The organism is Desulfovibrio sp. JY (genome assembly GCA_021730285.1).
In the GTDB taxonomy this organism is placed as follows: Bacteria; Desulfobacterota; Desulfovibrionia; order Desulfovibrionales; family Desulfovibrionaceae; genus Solidesulfovibrio.
The window spans coordinates 3,171,610-3,186,969 of record CP082962.1; the positions used below are offsets into that span (position 1 = coordinate 3,171,610).

Annotated in this window: 14 protein-coding genes; 11 read left to right on the top strand and 3 right to left on the bottom strand. The window is 66.4% G+C overall.

Features of this window, described 5'->3' with window-relative positions; genetic code table 11:
* Positions 1-148 precede the first annotated feature (148 nt).
* The 4 genes from K9F62_14190 to K9F62_14205 all read left to right on the top strand — a co-directional run bounded on the left by K9F62_14190 (position 149) and on the right by K9F62_14205 (position 4,136).
* Positions 149-799: an endonuclease III domain-containing protein gene (locus K9F62_14190; protein UJX39858.1), complete on the top strand. Its 651-nt coding sequence runs from the start codon at positions 149-151 to the stop codon at positions 797-799.
* Positions 796-1,608, top strand: a complete 813-nt coding sequence (locus K9F62_14195) for a peptidoglycan DD-metalloendopeptidase family protein (GenBank protein UJX39859.1) — start codon at positions 796-798, stop codon at positions 1,606-1,608. The genes K9F62_14190 and K9F62_14195 overlap by 4 nt, the downstream gene beginning before the upstream one ends.
* A gap of 79 nt (positions 1,609-1,687) precedes the next feature.
* Entirely contained in the window at positions 1,688-2,974 is a 1,287-nt protein-coding gene (locus K9F62_14200) for a S41 family peptidase (GenBank protein ID UJX39860.1), read from the top strand.
* 25 nt (positions 2,975-2,999) lie between these two features.
* Entirely contained in the window at positions 3,000-4,136 is a 1,137-nt protein-coding gene (locus tag K9F62_14205) for a divergent polysaccharide deacetylase family protein (GenBank protein UJX39861.1), read from the top strand.
* Positions 4,137-4,637: 501 nt separating this feature from the next.
* Here the strand turns inward: K9F62_14205 and K9F62_14210 are convergent.
* Positions 4,638-5,738 carry an acyltransferase gene (locus K9F62_14210; protein ID UJX39862.1) on the bottom strand — a complete coding sequence of 367 codons (1,101 nt, stop codon included), beginning with the start codon at positions 5,736-5,738 and terminating at the stop codon, positions 4,638-4,640.
* Positions 5,739-5,840: 102 nt separating this feature from the next.
* On the opposite strand from K9F62_14210, the gene K9F62_14215 reads away from it, so the two are divergent.
* Positions 5,841-6,635, top strand: a complete 795-nt coding sequence (locus K9F62_14215) for an MBL fold metallo-hydrolase (GenBank protein ID UJX39863.1) — start codon at positions 5,841-5,843, stop codon at positions 6,633-6,635.
* Here K9F62_14215 and K9F62_14220 read toward each other — a convergent pair.
* Entirely contained in the window at positions 6,617-7,648 is a 1,032-nt protein-coding gene (locus K9F62_14220) for a hypothetical protein (GenBank protein UJX39864.1), read from the bottom strand. The genes K9F62_14215 and K9F62_14220 overlap by 19 nt on opposite strands.
* Positions 7,623-8,309 carry a C40 family peptidase gene (locus tag K9F62_14225; GenBank protein ID UJX39865.1) on the bottom strand — a complete coding sequence of 229 codons (687 nt, stop codon included), beginning with the start codon at positions 8,307-8,309 and terminating at the stop codon, positions 7,623-7,625. Before K9F62_14225 ends, K9F62_14220 begins: the two co-directional genes overlap by 26 nt.
* A gap of 281 nt (positions 8,310-8,590) precedes the next feature.
* Between K9F62_14225 and K9F62_14230 the strand changes: the two genes are divergently transcribed.
* The 6 genes from K9F62_14230 to K9F62_14255 all read left to right on the top strand — a co-directional run bounded on the left by K9F62_14230 (position 8,591) and on the right by K9F62_14255 (position 15,359).
* On the top strand, positions 8,591-10,168 hold the full coding sequence (locus K9F62_14230; protein UJX39866.1) for an ASKHA domain-containing protein: 1,578 nt from the start codon (positions 8,591-8,593) through the stop codon (positions 10,166-10,168).
* Entirely contained in the window at positions 10,158-11,561 is a 1,404-nt protein-coding gene (locus K9F62_14235) for a small ribosomal subunit Rsm22 family protein (GenBank protein UJX39867.1), read from the top strand. The genes K9F62_14230 and K9F62_14235 overlap by 11 nt, the downstream gene beginning before the upstream one ends.
* The gene (lipA, locus tag K9F62_14240; GenBank protein ID UJX39868.1) at positions 11,558-12,469 is read left to right on the top strand and encodes a lipoyl synthase; all 912 of its coding nucleotides are present in this window, start codon (positions 11,558-11,560) and stop codon (positions 12,467-12,469) included. The genes K9F62_14235 and lipA overlap by 4 nt, the downstream gene beginning before the upstream one ends.
* Positions 12,470-12,532: 63 nt before the next feature.
* A complete protein-coding gene (gene rfbC, locus K9F62_14245; GenBank protein UJX39869.1) occupies positions 12,533-13,090 on the top strand; it encodes a dTDP-4-dehydrorhamnose 3,5-epimerase in 558 nt (185 codons plus the stop codon).
* A 24-nt stretch (positions 13,091-13,114) separates the two neighbouring features.
* Entirely contained in the window at positions 13,115-14,584 is a 1,470-nt protein-coding gene (locus K9F62_14250; GenBank protein ID UJX39870.1) for a mannose-1-phosphate guanylyltransferase/mannose-6-phosphate isomerase, read from the top strand.
* Between the two features lie 205 nt (positions 14,585-14,789).
* On the top strand, positions 14,790-15,359 hold the full coding sequence (locus tag K9F62_14255; GenBank protein ID UJX39871.1) for a cytochrome c family protein: 570 nt from the start codon (positions 14,790-14,792) through the stop codon (positions 15,357-15,359).
* The last annotated feature ends 1 nt before the right edge of the window (position 15,360 follow it).

Genomic DNA, 15,360 nt, shown 5'->3' on the forward strand with positions numbered 1-15,360 from the left:
GTTACGACATTCGGGCTGATGGCTTACACGAGGGTTATGGCGTTTGCAAAGCCGCCGACAGTGGACCGGAGGCGGATGCGGCGAACATGGAGATTGCGGCATTGACGGGAGGGCGACGCGTGGGCACGGAAACCGGCCGGTTTGCGGTATGAAGCGGCGGGAACTTTTTTTGGCCATGCACCGGGCCATGCTCGATGCCCTTGGTCAAAGCGGCTGGTGGCCGGCGGATTCGGCCTTCGAGATGGCGGTGGGTGCGATTTTGACCCAGAACACCAACTGGGCCAACGTGGTGCGCGCCATCGACACTCTGAAAACCGCGGGCCGGTTTTCGGCCGAGGCGCTCTACGCCCTGCCGGCGGACGAGCTGGCGGAGCTGATCAAGCCGGCGGGCTATTTCCGGGTCAAGGCGGCCCGGCTGCGAAACCTTCTGGCACTTATCGTGCAAGAACTTGGCGGCGACATCACGACCCTGGCCGAGAGAGGGCTCGATGCGGCCCGGGAGCGGTTGCTTGCGGTCAAGGGCGTGGGGCCGGAGACGGCGGACAGCATTCTGCTCTACGGTCTTTCGCTGCCGAGCTTCGTTGTCGACACCTACACGGCGCGCATCTGCAACCGGCACGCCCTGGCCCCGGAAGACGCGGGATACGAGGAATTGCGGGAACTGTTCATGGACGCCTTGCCCGAGGATACGGCCTTGTACAATGAATTCCACGCCCTGCTCGTGCGTGTGGGCAACGGCTGGTGCCGGCCGCGCGCGCCGCGTTGCGATACTTGCCCGCTGGGAGCGTTTCTGCCATGAGGCTGTGGACACTTCTGGTTGCCGTCGTCATCTTTTTGACGACAACCGGATGGGCCGTGGCCCGGGAGTCGACCCGGTCCCATGCCGTCCGGCCCGCTGGCGCCCGTGACGATGCGGCCCGGGAGGCGGCCAACAGGCGTCAGGCCGCGCTCCTGGCCGCGCTGTGGCCCGGCCGGGTGGCCGTTTTGACCGGGGAACCCGGTGCCGGCGGGGATTGGGCCGAGGCGGACCGGCTCTATGTATGGATGCGGACGCTTTTCCGGGATGCGGGACTGCCCGGCGCGGCGGCGGCCCCGGCTTTTTTGCCGCCGGAACTCCTTGCACCGCCGAAGACGTCCGTTCCATCGCCGTCGGCGCGGGCCAAGAGCCTTGCCCCGGTCGATGCGCTGTCGGAGAACCCTGAGGACGTCCCGGACGTGTTCGCGCCGCCGGAGGGGGGACTTTCCTGGCCGGCGACCGGCCGGGTGGCCGCCGCCTTCGCTCCGGCGGAGAATCCGCCACGCCAGGGGCTGGTGTTGGCCGTGCCCGAAGGCACGCCCGTCAAAGCCGCCGCCGCCGGCCGGGTCGTTTTTATCGGAGCGCTCATGGGCCTTGGCCGGGTGCTTATTTTGTCCCATGGCGGGCGCCGCCACACGGTCTACGCCTGTCTGGAGCGTCTCGATGCGGCCGAGGGGGACATGCTCGCCCAGGGAACGGTTCTCGGGCAGGCGGGATATTGCGGCCCCATTCGCAAACCAGGCGTCTATTTCGAATTGCGTTTTCGTGAAAAAGCTCTTAATCCGGCGGAGTGGCTCGCCGTGAGGCGATAGGGTCTTTTCGGACGAGAGCGAGGGAAACGGCTGCGCGGGAAATTAAGGGCGCGGCCTGTCATGTTCCGTGGAGGAAGGTATGCGTCTTTTGACCAAGGTGTCCTGTTCCCTGATCGTCTGCCTGGCCGTCGGCTCCGTTGCCCTGGCCGCCAAGAACGACGAAGACCGCTTTGCCCCGCTCAAGCGCTTCAGCCAGGTCATGGACCTGGTGGAGAACCATTACGTCAAGCCCGTCACCCGAAACGAACTCATCGACGGGGCCATCGTCGGCATGCTCCAGCAGCTCGATCCGCACTCCAGCTTCCTGTCCAAGGAAGAATTCAAGGAGATGCAGGTCAGCACTTCGGGCGAATTCGGTGGTATCGGCATCGAGATCAGCATGGAGAACGGCCGGCTGACCGTCATCTCGCCCATCGACGACACTCCGGCTGATAAAGCCGGCCTCAAGGCCGGTGACGTGATCCTGGAGATCGACGGACAGCCGACCCAGGACATGACCCTGATCGACGCGGTGCAAAAGATCCGCGGCCCCAAGGGCAAGCCCGTGTCCCTGACCGTCATCCACAAGGACCAGCAAAAGCCCTTCAAGGTCAGTGTGGTGCGCGACACCATTCCGATCATCAGCGTGAAGAGCAATGAGGTGGAACCCGGCTACCTCTATATCCGTCTCAGCCGCTTCAACGAAAATACCACCAACGAGCTCAATCAGGCCCTGGTCGATTATAAAAAGGGCGGGAAGCAGCTCAAGGGCGTCATCCTCGATCTGCGCAACAACCCCGGCGGGCTGTTGGAACAGGCCGTCAACGTCGCGGACGTCTTTTTGCCCTCGGGCCAGATCGTGTCCATCAAGGGCAAGAACGCGGACCAGGAAAAGGTGTTCAGCGCCAAGGGCGACGGCGCAGATCAGACCTCGCCGCTGGTGGTGCTCATCAACGCCGGCTCAGCCTCGGCCTCGGAAATCGTGGCCGGTGCGCTCAAGGACCACAAGCGTGCCTTGCTCGTTGGGGAAAAGACCTTCGGCAAGGGCTCGGTGCAGACCGTCATCCCGCTCTCCGACGGCTCGGGCATCAAGCTGACCACGGCCTTGTACTACACGCCCAACGGCCGTTCCATCCAGGCCGAGGGCATCGAACCCGACTTCATGGTGCCGCTCCAGGACAATGGCTCGGACGGCGACAAGCTGGCCGCCAACCACCAGTTCCGGGAGCGCGACCTGTCCCGGCACCTGGAAAACAAGCGCAAGAAAAAGGCCGGGACCTCCGACGATCCCAAGCAGAAGCTGCTCGAGCAACTTGCCCGGGACAATCAGCTCAAACTCGCTTTGGAACTGGTGAAGTATTTCCCGATCAAGACCTACACGCCCTAGCACGCGCAAGCAGAAATCGGCTTCCATGAAACCCGCCAAGGGGCCGGGGAAAGCTCCGGCGCGCTCCAAGGCCGGGGGGAAACGAAAAGTCGTTCTCCCCGGCCGACCTTATCTCGCGGTCATTGCCGGGCTGGTCCTGGCCGTGTCCCTGGGCGTGCTGGCCATGCTGCTTTTCGGGCCATTCCCGCCGCTGCCGGCGGACCATGCCGTTCGGAGAGCCAAGGTCGGACACGTCCGCCAGCCCGCGACTGCCGCCGCTGCCGTAACGCAGCGCCAGCCGTCCAAGCCCGTCCGGGAGCAGGCCGTGGCCCATGCCGCCCGCCCGGCCGCGTTGCCTTTCGAGGAACATCTGCCCGGTACGGACGCGTCTCCCGACGGTTCGCAGATGCGGGCCAAGGTCGAACCGGCCGCTCCGGCCACATCGGCAACGCCCCTGACGCCTCCGGCCACCGGGCCCACGACGCCATCTCCTGCCACGCCCGAGGAAACCGCCAAGGGGCCGCGCATGGTGGTGGTCATCGACGACATCGGCGACAATCCGGCCATGGCCAGAAAAATCATGGAACTGCCGTTCCCCGTGACCCTGGCCATCCTGCCCGACCGACCGCACACCCGTTCCCTGGCGGCCGAGATCACCGCCCACGGCAACGAAACCATCCTGCACCAGCCCATGCAGCCGATCTCCTACCCCCGGGTCAATCCCGGCCCGGGAGCGCTTTTCACAGACATGGACACCCGGCGCATCCAGGACACCGTGTCCGAAAACATCGCCCAGCTGCCGCATATCGTCGGCATCAACAACCATATGGGCTCGGCCTTCACCAGCGATCAGGCCGGCATGGACGCCGTCATGCCCGTGCTCAAGGCCCATGGCCTCTTTTTCATGGACTCCGTCACCTCGCCCACCAGCGCCGCCGCCGCCGCCGCCCGCAAAGCCGGCGTGCACTACTACCGGCGGGCCGTCTTCCTCGATAACGTCCGCAATGTCCGCACCATCCTCGGCCAACTCAAAACCGCCGAGCGCCACGCCCTCAAACACGGCCACGCCATAGCCATCGGCCACCCCTACAACGAAACCTACGAAGCCTTGCTCCTCTGGGCCAAGGAACGCGATCCCCACGTCACCCTTGTTACGTTGACCGAACTCGGCCCCGAGTTTTAGGCGGCATGCGGCCTCCGGCGGCCAGGGAGGCTCTGCCTCCCCTGGACCCCACCGCCGGGGGACTTGATGTCCCCCGGACCCCCTTTTACCGGGTTGGGATGGTGGGTGGCGGTGAAGTCGGGGGAGGACGGGACGAGGGATGTTTGTCGCCGCAATCGGCCCGGCGGCACGAGGGGCTTTCGCCCCTCGACGCCGGACGCGATTGCGGCAACAACCGCGCCAGCGGCGAAGCGCCGCATTTTAAGAAGAAGATAGTTCTCCGAATGTCGCCCCCTTGGGGCGACCGGCGTGGTGGAGGCGGAATTTGCTTGGGACGAGCCTGCCGCGAAGCGGCGGCATCGTCCCGACAAATTCCGCCTCCATCTTCCCCCAACCGCCTGACCGTTTCTCCGTCAAAGTCCCGCCCAGCCAAAGCCGAGAAGGGGGGCCCGGGGGGCCCATGGCCTCCCGGCGGGGGGGCGGGGGCAGAGCCCCCGCTGTCTCCTCTCCTCTCCGCTCCGTCTACCCCCTGCCGCGGCCGCGTGCTTCGAAGGCGGCCACGAGCTTGTCCTGGTAGCGGGCCAGGATGGCGGCCAGGGGCAGGCTTATGGCGGCGAGCAGGCACAGGGCGACAAAGGGGCGCATGTGGGGGCGCAGGAGGTCCGCGCCGTAGCCGAGGATGGGCTGGTGGAGCAGGTAGAAGCTGTAGGAGGCGGCGGCCGCGGCGGCGATGCGGGGCTTGGCGCCGAGTCGGGCCATGGCGGGCCAGGCGAAGAGCGAGCCGGCCACGCCGATGCAGGCGGCGACGAGGAGGATATGGGCAAGGGGTATGGGTAGGGCGGTTTTGAAGAGGATGGCCAGGGGCAGGCAGAAGTAGGCCAGTGCGGCGAATCCCATGCGCCAGGAGGCGGGGACGCCGGTGGGGTCGTCGCCGGAGAGGAGCGCGGCCCGGGGCTTCCAGGCCAGGGCGAAGGCCATGCCCAGGGCGAATTCCGGCAGGCGGTAGGGCAGGTTGAAGTAGAGCATGTAGTCGAGCAGGGCGGCGGTGCCGCTTATTTTGGCCAGAAGGGACAGCAGCAGCCACAGGCCCCAGCCGAAGGCCAGGCAGGAGATGAGGGCGCGTTTGGTGCCGAGCTTGCGGAAAAGGCGCAGCAGCAAGGGGTAGGTCAGGTAGAACTGGGCGAGCAGCCCCATCCACCATAGGGCGGGCTCCAGGCAGAAGAAGCGGGCCGGGTCGAAGGTCTGGGCGAAGATGATTTTTTCGCCCACGCAGGCGGCCAGGGCGGCGAAGGGCATGGTCCCGGCGACAAGGGCGACGAGGCTCCACAGGGCCAGGGACAGGTAGTATTGGGGCACGATGCGGCCGAAGCGGCGCAGGAAGAAGTCGCGATAGCGCATGGGCGGCTTGCCGCCGGGATCGGCGTGGGGCAGGGTGAGGACGAAACCGGTGATGGCGTTGAAGACCACGACGCCGAGGTAACCCTGGCTCAGGACGTCGCCGAGGATGGGGCCGAAGGGGTTTTGGGCGCCTGCGTCGGGCAGCACGGTCCACAGGTGGTAGAAGAAGATGCCGGCCATGGCCAGGACCCGGATGCTTTCGATCTGGGTGACGCGCCGCTGCATGGGAGCTCCTTTCGTGGTCATGGTTATGCGTGGCGGGCAAAAGGGGTAGCCAAGTCGGGAACTTGGCGGAAATGCGGCCTTTTCGCAAGAGAGGAGTCGGGGATGCGGGTGACGTTTGTCGGTGTGGGCGAGGCTTTCGACGAGCGGTTTCCCAACACGAGCCTGTTGGTGGAAGGCGCGGGCGCGGATGGGCCGCGCACGGTCCTTCTGGATTGCGGTTTCACGGCGGCGGCCGCGTTTTTCGGTTGCGGGGCGTTGCCGGCGGCGCTTCGGGAGCGGGGCCCGGACGCGATCTGGATCTCCCATTTCCATGGCGACCATTATTTCGGCCTGCCGTATGCGTTGACGCGCTGGCACGAGCAGGGGCGTCGCGAACCGCTCGCGGTCTATGGCGGCGAGGGGATGGCGGAAAAGCTCGCGGCCCTGGTGGACATGGCTTATCCGAATGTGCGGGGAAAGCTCACGTATCCGTTGCAGGCCGTGGCCGTATCCGACGGCGAGGCGTTTTCACTGGCCGGTATCCCGGCCCGGGCGGCGCTGACCGGGCATGGCGCGCCGTGTCTGGCCTTGCGCTTGGAAACGGTGGACGGCGGGCTCTATTACAGCGGCGACGGCGCGCCGACCGAGGCGTGTGGGGAATTGGCCCGTGGCTGCGGGCTTGTCGTGCAGGAGGCGTATGGCATCGCGGCCGGCATTCCCGGTCACGGCTCCGTCGCGCAGGCGATCGAACTGGCGCGTGAGGCCGGGGCCGGGGCGTTGGCCGTTGTCCATGTGCGCCGGGAAGTGCGCCGGGACCAAAGCGAGGCTATCCGGCGGATGCTCGGGGAGTGCGACATGAGGGCAATGATGCCCGAGCCCGGGGACGTCCTGCCGGGTGGTCAGCGCGAGGCGCTGTAATTCGAGGAATCGCCGACCACGAGGTAGCTGCCGGGGTTGCCCACGGGCGTGCGGTCGGCCCGCAACTGCCACATGTCCTTGTCGGGCTCGCTTGCGGCCAGGGCCTCGTAATGCCGGTCCAGGATCGAATGGCCATCCAGAAAGGCGTTGGAAGCGGCGGAAATCCGCACGCAGCCCTTGGAGTCCGTGCCGCCCAGACGCGGTTCGCCCTGGTCCGGGTCGGTTGCGTGCATGAGAAGCCGCATCTGGCTGTCGTAGACGCCCTGGCGGAATTTGCGCGGGGCCTGCTGGAAGCCGAAATCCCACACCCGGCTGCCCTTGGCTCCGAGTCCCCGCCATCCCTTGCTGTTTTTCGTGCCCTGGGCGCGGTAACTCCAGTTTTCGGTGGTATTCTCGAAGACGCCGGCCGGTGTGATGAAGGAATCCTCATGGGCGCGCAGTTTGCCCGTGGAGATGAAATCCACGCCAAGAAGCAGCACTTTTTTCGCCCCGGCATCGTAAAAGGCCAGAAAGGCCAGCTGGGCCGCCGGATTGCGGTCGGCATAGAGGAAGAACTGGCTGGCGGAAAGGTCGGCTCCGGCAGCCCTAAGCCGGTTTAGGGCGTCGAGGCGGATGTCGTCGCGGTACTGGCTGCTTGGGGCGCGCAGCATATCCACCCGGTGGTGGCGCGGAGAGCGGCTGACGCGGGCCAGGGTCTTGGCCGTGACCGTGGCGGCGTAGTCGCCGGCGATGCGGGCAAGTTCCTGGCGCAGGACCGGCGTGGAGGCTTCGCCGGCCTCGATGACGCCGAAGTCCGAGGGCGCGGTGCGGGGCTTTTTTTTCTGGGCGGCCTGGGCGGGAAGGAGCAGGGCCAGAAAAAGGACGGCCAGAAAAAAGGTTCCGGCGACGAACCCGGGTCCCCGCCTTGCCGGGAGAACAAAAAGCGGGCTCCCCGTTCGTGGGAAACCCGCTTGTCTGGCAAGGAGGAAATTCGGGACGCCCAAGGGCCTAGAAGACCCGGCGACCTCCGGCATAATGCGTTCTCCAGTAATCTTCTTCGAGGTTGCTTATGGTCACGGTCTTGCCGTGGCTGGCGCTGTGGATGAACTTGCCGTTTTCAAGATAGATGCCGACGTGGCTGATGCCGCGCTTGGAGCGGAAAAAGACCAGATCGCCCTTGCGCAGCCTGTTTTTGGCCACCATCTTGCCGACATGGTACTGCTCGCGCGAAGAGCGGGGCAGATGGATGCCGTAGCGGTTGAAAACCCAGGTGGTAAAGCCCGAGCAGTCGAAGCCGCTGTTGGGATTGCAGCCTCCGGAGCGGTAGGGAGTGCCGATCTGGGTGTTGGCGGTGCGCAGCATGCGTTCGTAGACGCTGCCCTTGCGCTGCACGGCAGCCAGTTCGAAAAGATTTTCGCTCAGGAGTTGTTTGGAGCCGGACGCGACCTTGGGCGTGGAGCCCTGGTCGAAAAGGTTGCCTGAAAGCAGATTGTTTTCGGCGTCGGCCTTGAGGCGTTCTTCGGGAGCCGTATCGTGGGTGATAAAGTCATTTCTGGCGTTAAAACCCTGGTACTCTTCGAATTTATACGAATAGGTTTTTTGTTTCGAAGAGCAGCCGGCAGCCAATAGGGCGAGCAGGGCTACGAAGATGACCGGTTTGAGTTTGTGTCTGACGTGTGCATGCGCGTCGGTCAAAACCGTTCCTCCTTGCTGGAGTTTCTGGCCGGGGCAGCTTTTCGCTGTGTTCACGACAACCTTTCGCGCCGCAAGAGCACATTCATAACACTTCGTCCGATTCGCGTGACGCCACGCGGGACGTGCTCTCAATTCGCCAGATTCTCTACGAAAGGTTAGGCGTTTTCTAAAAGAGTCGCTTTTTTTCGTCAAGGTCATTTTGACAATTTAATAAATTGAAACCAAAATCGTTGTTGGGTAAACCTTGTCCGTTTGTTGGATGCGAGGTATAATTAGTTGAAATGAAAAAATATTTTACAGTTGCAACCACCGAGGGCGAGCGACCGGTTTCAGTCGTTGCCGGCGAGGTCATGGCCCGTTCCCTGTTCCGGGCCGGATATTTCGTCGGCGCGCCGCTCTGCGCCGGGTTGGGGCGCTGCGGCCGGTGCCGGGTGCGCTACCTTTCGCCGCCGCCACAGCCCCTGCCGCCCGAAATTCGTCGGCTTGGCGACGCCGCCCTGGCCGACGGCTGGCGGCTGTCCTGTCTGCGACCGGCCCAGGGCGGCGAACGGCTGGCCCTGGGCGCGACCGGACCCGCGCCGGCCTACGATCCGGCCGCCGTCACCGGAAGCCTTGGCGGCGACGGCCCCCTTGGGCTGGCGGTCGATATCGGCACCACCGGCCTGGCCTGGCGGCTGGTGGGTCTTGCCGACGGGAGCGTTGCGGCCGAAGGGCGCGGCGTCAATCCCCAGCTCGGGGCCGGGGGGGAGGTCGTCTCCCGTCTGGCCTTCGCCCTGGAGCCCGGCGGCGGGGCCTATCTGCGCGATCTGGTCCTCGACGTCATAAGCCAAAAAGCCGCTCTGGCCGGGGATCGGCTCGCCGGGCTGTGCGTGGCCGGCAACTCGGCCATGGTGTCCATCCTGTGCGGCAAGGAACTTTCCGGTCTGGCCCATGCCCCGTATGGCCTCGTCTGGCGGGCGGGGGAGGAGGTGCCCCTTGGCCGGGGCCTGCCGCCGGCCTACATCCCGCCGCTTTTGGGCCCGTTCGTCGGCGCGGATTTGAGCGCCGGGCTGACCGCGCTCTTGCGGCAAAAGCCCGCCTATCCCTTTTTGCTGGTCGACCTCGGCACCAACGCCGAGATGATCCTGGGGCTCGCCCCGGACCGGTTTCTGGCCGCCAGCGCCCCGTTGGGCCCGGCCCTTGAAGGCGTGGGCCTCAGCCAGGGGGCGCTGGCCGGGCCGGGCGTTGCCGTCTCCTTCGAGTTGACGCCGGCTGGCCTCGCGCCGGTGCTGTTCCCGGGGAGCGACGCGCCGGCAACCTCCCGCGGCATCGCCGGACCGGGCTATCTGGCCCTGGCCGCGCTGCTTGCGGAGCAGGGCGTGCTTGACACCGACGGCCGTTTCGCCCAAACCCCTGCGCCGACCCCGCTTGGCGCGCGACTGCGCCGGATGGTCGCGACCGACCACGGCGAACCCGTGTTCGAGACGGCCGGCTATCGCCTGTTCGCCTCGGATGTGGAAGAGTTGCTCAAGGTCAAGGCGGCCTGCAATCTGGCCGTGGCCTCGCTTTTGGGCGCGGCCGGGCTGACCACGGCCGATCTGGCCGGTGTGCATCTGGCCGGGGCGTTCGGGGCCAAGGTCGCGCCGGACGACCTGGAAACGCTCGGCTTTTTCCCGCCGGGCCTGGCCGGCCGGGTCCAGGTGGCCGGCAACCTGTCCCTGGCCGGGGCGTCGCTTTTCCTGACCGAGCCGGAAAGCCGGACTACGGCCGAGGCGCTGCCCGCCGTGACCACGATCGTGCCCCTTGTCGACGCAAGCCCCGGAACTTCCGACGCTTCCGACGCCTTTATCCGCAGGATGGTTTTTACCTATGTCCCCTGATGCCGCACCCGCGACCGTGCCCCCACGGCACCTTTTTCGTCCCTTGCTTCCCGAGGCGACCACAACCCTGGCCGGCTATGCCGCCCTGCTGCGCCGCGCCCTCGGGATGACTCCCGGTCGGGAGCGCGAATTGCCGTGGCGCATCCGCGACCTGTCGCTGTCGCTGACCGCCGAGCGCGAGGGCGGCCCCAAGCCCGGCTATTTGAGCGATCCGCGCACCCTGGCCGCCTATGCCTGGTATTTTCTGCCCTGGAATTTGCTGCGCCTCTCAAGGCTGCTGCCGGGGCTCGACCTCGATATCCCCGACGGCGGGCTGGTGTGCGACGTGGGTTCCGGACCGCTGACCTTTGTCCAGGCCCTTTGGCTGTCGCGCCCCGATCTGCGCCGCAAGCGGCTGCGCTTTACCTGCGTGGACCGCTCCCGGCGCGCCTTGGACCTTGGCTTGACGCTTTTCTCCGGGCTTGCCGGCTTCGATCCGTCGGCACCGGACGCGCCCTGGCGCATCCGGACCGTGCGCGGCGAATACTGGCAGGGCCTTGCCGAGGGGGCGCAGCTTACCGCCATGGTCAATGTGGCCAACGAACTGGCCGACTCGGGTCGGGAACCCCTCGATATCCGCATGGAACGCCTGGCCGCCCAGCTGGCCGATTCCCTGGCCCCGGGCGGGATTGCCCTGGTGGTCGAGCCGGGCACGCGCCTGGGCTGGCGTTGTCTGGCCGCCATGCGCACGGCCCTTGTCGAGATGGGACTGGGGCTGTCCGCTCCCTGTCCCCACGGCGAGGAGTGTCCCTTTTCCACGAGCAAGGTGCGGGCCTGGTGCCATTTCACCATGTCCCTTGCCGGCGCGCCGGCCTGGCTCACCAAGCTTTCCGAGCGGGCGGAGCTTGGCAAGCAGCGCCTGAGCCTGTCCTTTCTCGCCGCCCGGGCCGCGCCGCCGGTCTATGCGAAGCCCGCCATCCGCGTCGTCTCCGGCCCCTTCTCCCTGGACGACGCGCCCGGAACGGCCGCGTACGGCTGCACGGAAAAGGGGCTGGCCGTGGTGGTCGCGCCGGATGGCCGCGCGCCGCGTCCGGGCGACCTGCTCTGCCGCGACATTCCCCCCGACGCCCCAAGCGACGTCAAATCCGGCGCTCCCCGGGTGATCCTCGAGGTCCGACCCGGATCCGCACCGGCTCCCGTGCCGGAGAAGGGAAAGACGGAACGGCCCGGGGCAAAGCCGTCGCGACGGGAGCCCCGTTCCGACTCCGGGAACGCGGCGGCCTCGTCGGGGCAGCGGGAACGGTCGGGCCGGCCGGCCAAACCGCGCCCCAGGACCGCGCGCGGCTCCGGCCCGGATCGCGGGGCCGGCGGGGGCAAACATCCCGGGGGCGGGAAAAGGAGCCGGAAGGCATGAGCGAAGAGGATCACAGCGAAGGCCGGCCCGGCCCGGCCGGGCGCCTGCCGTCCTGGCTGCGGGTCAAACTGCCGAAAGACGCCGCCTTCGGCGCGACAGCCCATACCGTGGCCGCCGGCGGACTGCGCACGGTCTGCCGGGGGGCGCGCTGCCCGAACATCTTCGAGTGTTTTTCCCGGGGCACGGCCACCTTTTTGATTCTCGGCGGCGTGTGCACGCGCGGCTGCGCCTTTTGCAACATCAGCGCCGGCACGCCCGATCCCGTGGACCCGGACGAGCCCGCGCGCCTGGCCGCGGCCGTGGCGGAGCTGGGGCTCACCCACGCCGTGGTCACCTCGGTTACCCGCGACGACCTGCCGGACGGCGGCGCGGCCCATTTCGCCGCAACCATCGCCGCCCTGCGCCAGGCTTGCCCGGGTACCACCGTCGAGGTGCTCACCCCGGATTTCGGCGGCGACCCGGCCGCCCTGGATATCGTACTGGCGGCCCGGCCCGACGTCTTCAACCACAATGTCGAGACCGTGCCGCGCCTCTATCCGATCGCCAGAGCCCGGGCCGATTATGCCGGCAGCCTTGGCGTGCTCGCCCGGGCGGCGGCTTCCGGCGCGGCGGTCGTCAAAAGCGGGCTCATGGTGGGGCTTGGCGAGACCCGTGAGGAATTGGCCACGGTGTTTGCCGATCTTTCGCGGGCCGGCTGCCGGGTGGTCACGGTGGGGCAGTACCTGCGGCCGTCGCGGCGCAACCTGCCGGTGGTCCGCTACGTGCCGCCGGAGGAATTCGATGCCCTGGCCGCTTTGGGCCGTGATTGCGGCATCGCGGAAATGGTGTGCGCGCCGTTGGTGCGCAGCTCCTACAAGGCCGGCAGCACGGCCGCGGTCGCCTCCCTTCGCTGTTGTCCGCACTCCTGAAATGGGGTAGGGACTGCGGCATCCACGTTTCCAAGCAGAAAACCGTTCATCAGGAGGTTCCGCGTGGAGGTGTCACAAACCGGCATCCCCGGGCTTGTCACGATCAAACCCAAGGTGTTTGGCGACAACCGGGGATTTTTTCTTGAAACCTACAGCCGCGCCGCCTTTGCCGCAGCCGGCCTCGATTATGATTTCGTCCAGGACAACCATGCCCGGTCGGGCCCCAAGGGCGTGCTGCGGGGACTGCATTTCCAGCGTCCGCCCTCGACCCAGGCCAAGCTCGTCTGGGTGGTGCGCGGGGCTGTGCTCGACGTGGTCGTGGACCTGCGGGTGGGATCGCCGACCTACAAGAAATGGTACGGCATCGAGTTGACCGAGGAAAACTTCATGCGGCTGATGGTGCCGCGCGGGTTAGCCCACGGCTACGTGACCCTGACCGAGAACGCGGAGTTCATGTACAAGGTCGACGCGCCCTATGCTCCGGCCGACGATGCCGGCATTGCCTGGAACGACCCGGACATCGGCATCGACTGGCCCGTGACCGACCCCATTTTATCCGAGAAGGACGCCCGGCAGCCGACTTTGGCCGTCTTGGGTTCGCCTTTTGTCTATGACCGTTGACGCCGCTTCGAGCGGGGAGGACGCATGACGGAAACTGCCTGTTGCACCGGAGGCAAGGGCCGCTATGCCCTGATTTTGGCCGGCGGATCGGGGACGCGGCTGTGGCCGCTGTCCCGGACATTGCTGCCCAAGCAATTGCTGGATCTCGGCGAGGGCGAGACGCTGTTGCAGTCCACCGCCCTGCGGGTGTGCGAGTCGTTTGCCCCGGATCATGTGCTGGTGATCACCAACGAGGAACACCGGTTCGAGGTTCGCACCCAGCTCCAAGCCGTTTTGCCGGACGCCGGCACGCGCGTTCTGGCCGAGCCCATGGGGAAAAACACGCTGCCCGCCATCATGCTTGGCCTCGAATCCATCGTGGCCGCCGATCCGAAGGCCGTTGTCGGCGTCTTTCCGGCCGACCACCGCATCCATGACCACGCCGCGCTCAAGGCGGCCATGGACCGGGCCGCGGCCCTGGCCGAAGAGGGCTGGTTCGTCACCTTCGGCATCCCCCCCCACGCGCCGGAAACCGGCTACGGCTACATCCACCGGGGCGAACCGCTGGGGCAGGGCGCGCACAAGGTGGCGGGTTTCACCGAGAAGCCCGACCTTCCCACGGCCGAAAAGCTCGTGGCCGGCGGCGAACACTTCTGGAACAGCGGCATGTTCGTCTTCCGGGCCGACAAGTTTCTTGCGGCCGTGGCCGCCCATGCGCCGGCGATCCACGCCTGGTGGGAGAGCCGCGGCGAGCGGCCCTTGACGGCCGGCTACGCCGGACTCCCGGACATCTCCGTGGACTACGGCGTGGTGGAGAAGATGGACGACATCGCCATGGTCGAGGCCCCCTTCGACTGGGACGACCTCGGCAGTTGGGAGGCGCTCTACCGCCTGGGCAAGAAGGATGGTTCGGGCTGCGTCACCACGGGCGAGGTCCTGGCGCTCGACTGCGCGGATTCGCTGTTCTTTTCCCAGGGCAGTTCCCTGGCCGTGGCCGGGGTCAAGGACATGATCGTCATCCAGACCCGCGACGCGACCCTGGTCTGCCCGGTGGCCGAAGCCCAGCGGGTCAAGGACGTGGTGGGGCGGCTCAAGTCCCAGGGCAGCAAGCTCGTCGAGGCCCACGTCACGGTGCGCCGGCCCTGGGGCAGCTACACGGTGCTCGAGGGTGGTCCCGGCTACAAGATCAAGCGTATCGAGGTTCCGCCGGCCGGGCGGCTGTCGCTGCAGATGCATCACCACCGGGCCGAACACTGGGTGGTGGTCTCGGGCACGGCGCTGGTGCAGCTCGGGGACACGGAGCGGATCCTGATCGAGAACCAGTCCGTGGACATCCCCAAGGGCACGGTGCACCGGCTGTCCAACCCGGGCAAGATTCCGGTGGAAATCATCGAGATCCAGTCCGGGCCGTATCTCGAGGAGGACGACATCGTGCGTTTCGATGACGTCTATGGGCGCAAGGTCGGCGATGGCGGGGCGAAGGCCGCGGCATCGGAAGATGTCGGGGATTCGTGAATTTTTTCATTAAACCTTGACACGGAAGTTGTGGCCTGGGTAAAAAGCGCGGTGCGGCGCTCCATGCCGGGGTGAGGGGACAGCCCCCGGCAAATGCCGCATCCGCAACCGTTTCCTTTTTTCCGACCGCGCCCCGGGGGCGGCGGGGCGTCGCGCGGCATTGCCCGCGGCGGTAAACCAGCAACGGCACATGGGCAGGGGAAGTATGGAGGAGAACAGATCGAATTCGGCCGGCGGCGTTGGCGGCATGGTGCTTTGTGCCCTGATCGGCTTCGTCGGCGCCCTTGTGGTAGGGTGGGTCATCTTTCCGAAACTGCTTTACAGCGAAAAGACACAGCCCATTCGTTTCAGTCACACGGTCCATGCGCAGCTGGGCATAGAGTGCGAACAGTGCCATCATCTTGGCCCTGACGGCCGGCTTGCCGGCCTGCCCACGACCGAATCCTGCGCCGAATGCCATGGCGATGAAACCGGGGACAAGTCGCCAAACGGCAAGGAAATCGACAAGTTCGTCAAGGACTACGTCAAGACCGGCGCCCAGGTCCCCTGGCTCGTCTACCAGTATCAGCCCGACAACGTGTTCTTCTCCCATGCCGCTCACAAGGGATTCGAGTGCACCAAGTGCCATCCCGACGTGGCCAAGATGGACAATCCTCCGGCGTATTACGAGAACCGGATCAGCGGCTATAGCAAAGACACGATGAAGATGTGGCAGTGTGAACGTTGTCACGCCTCCATGGGCACCAGCAACGCCTGCTACGTTTGTCATAAATAAG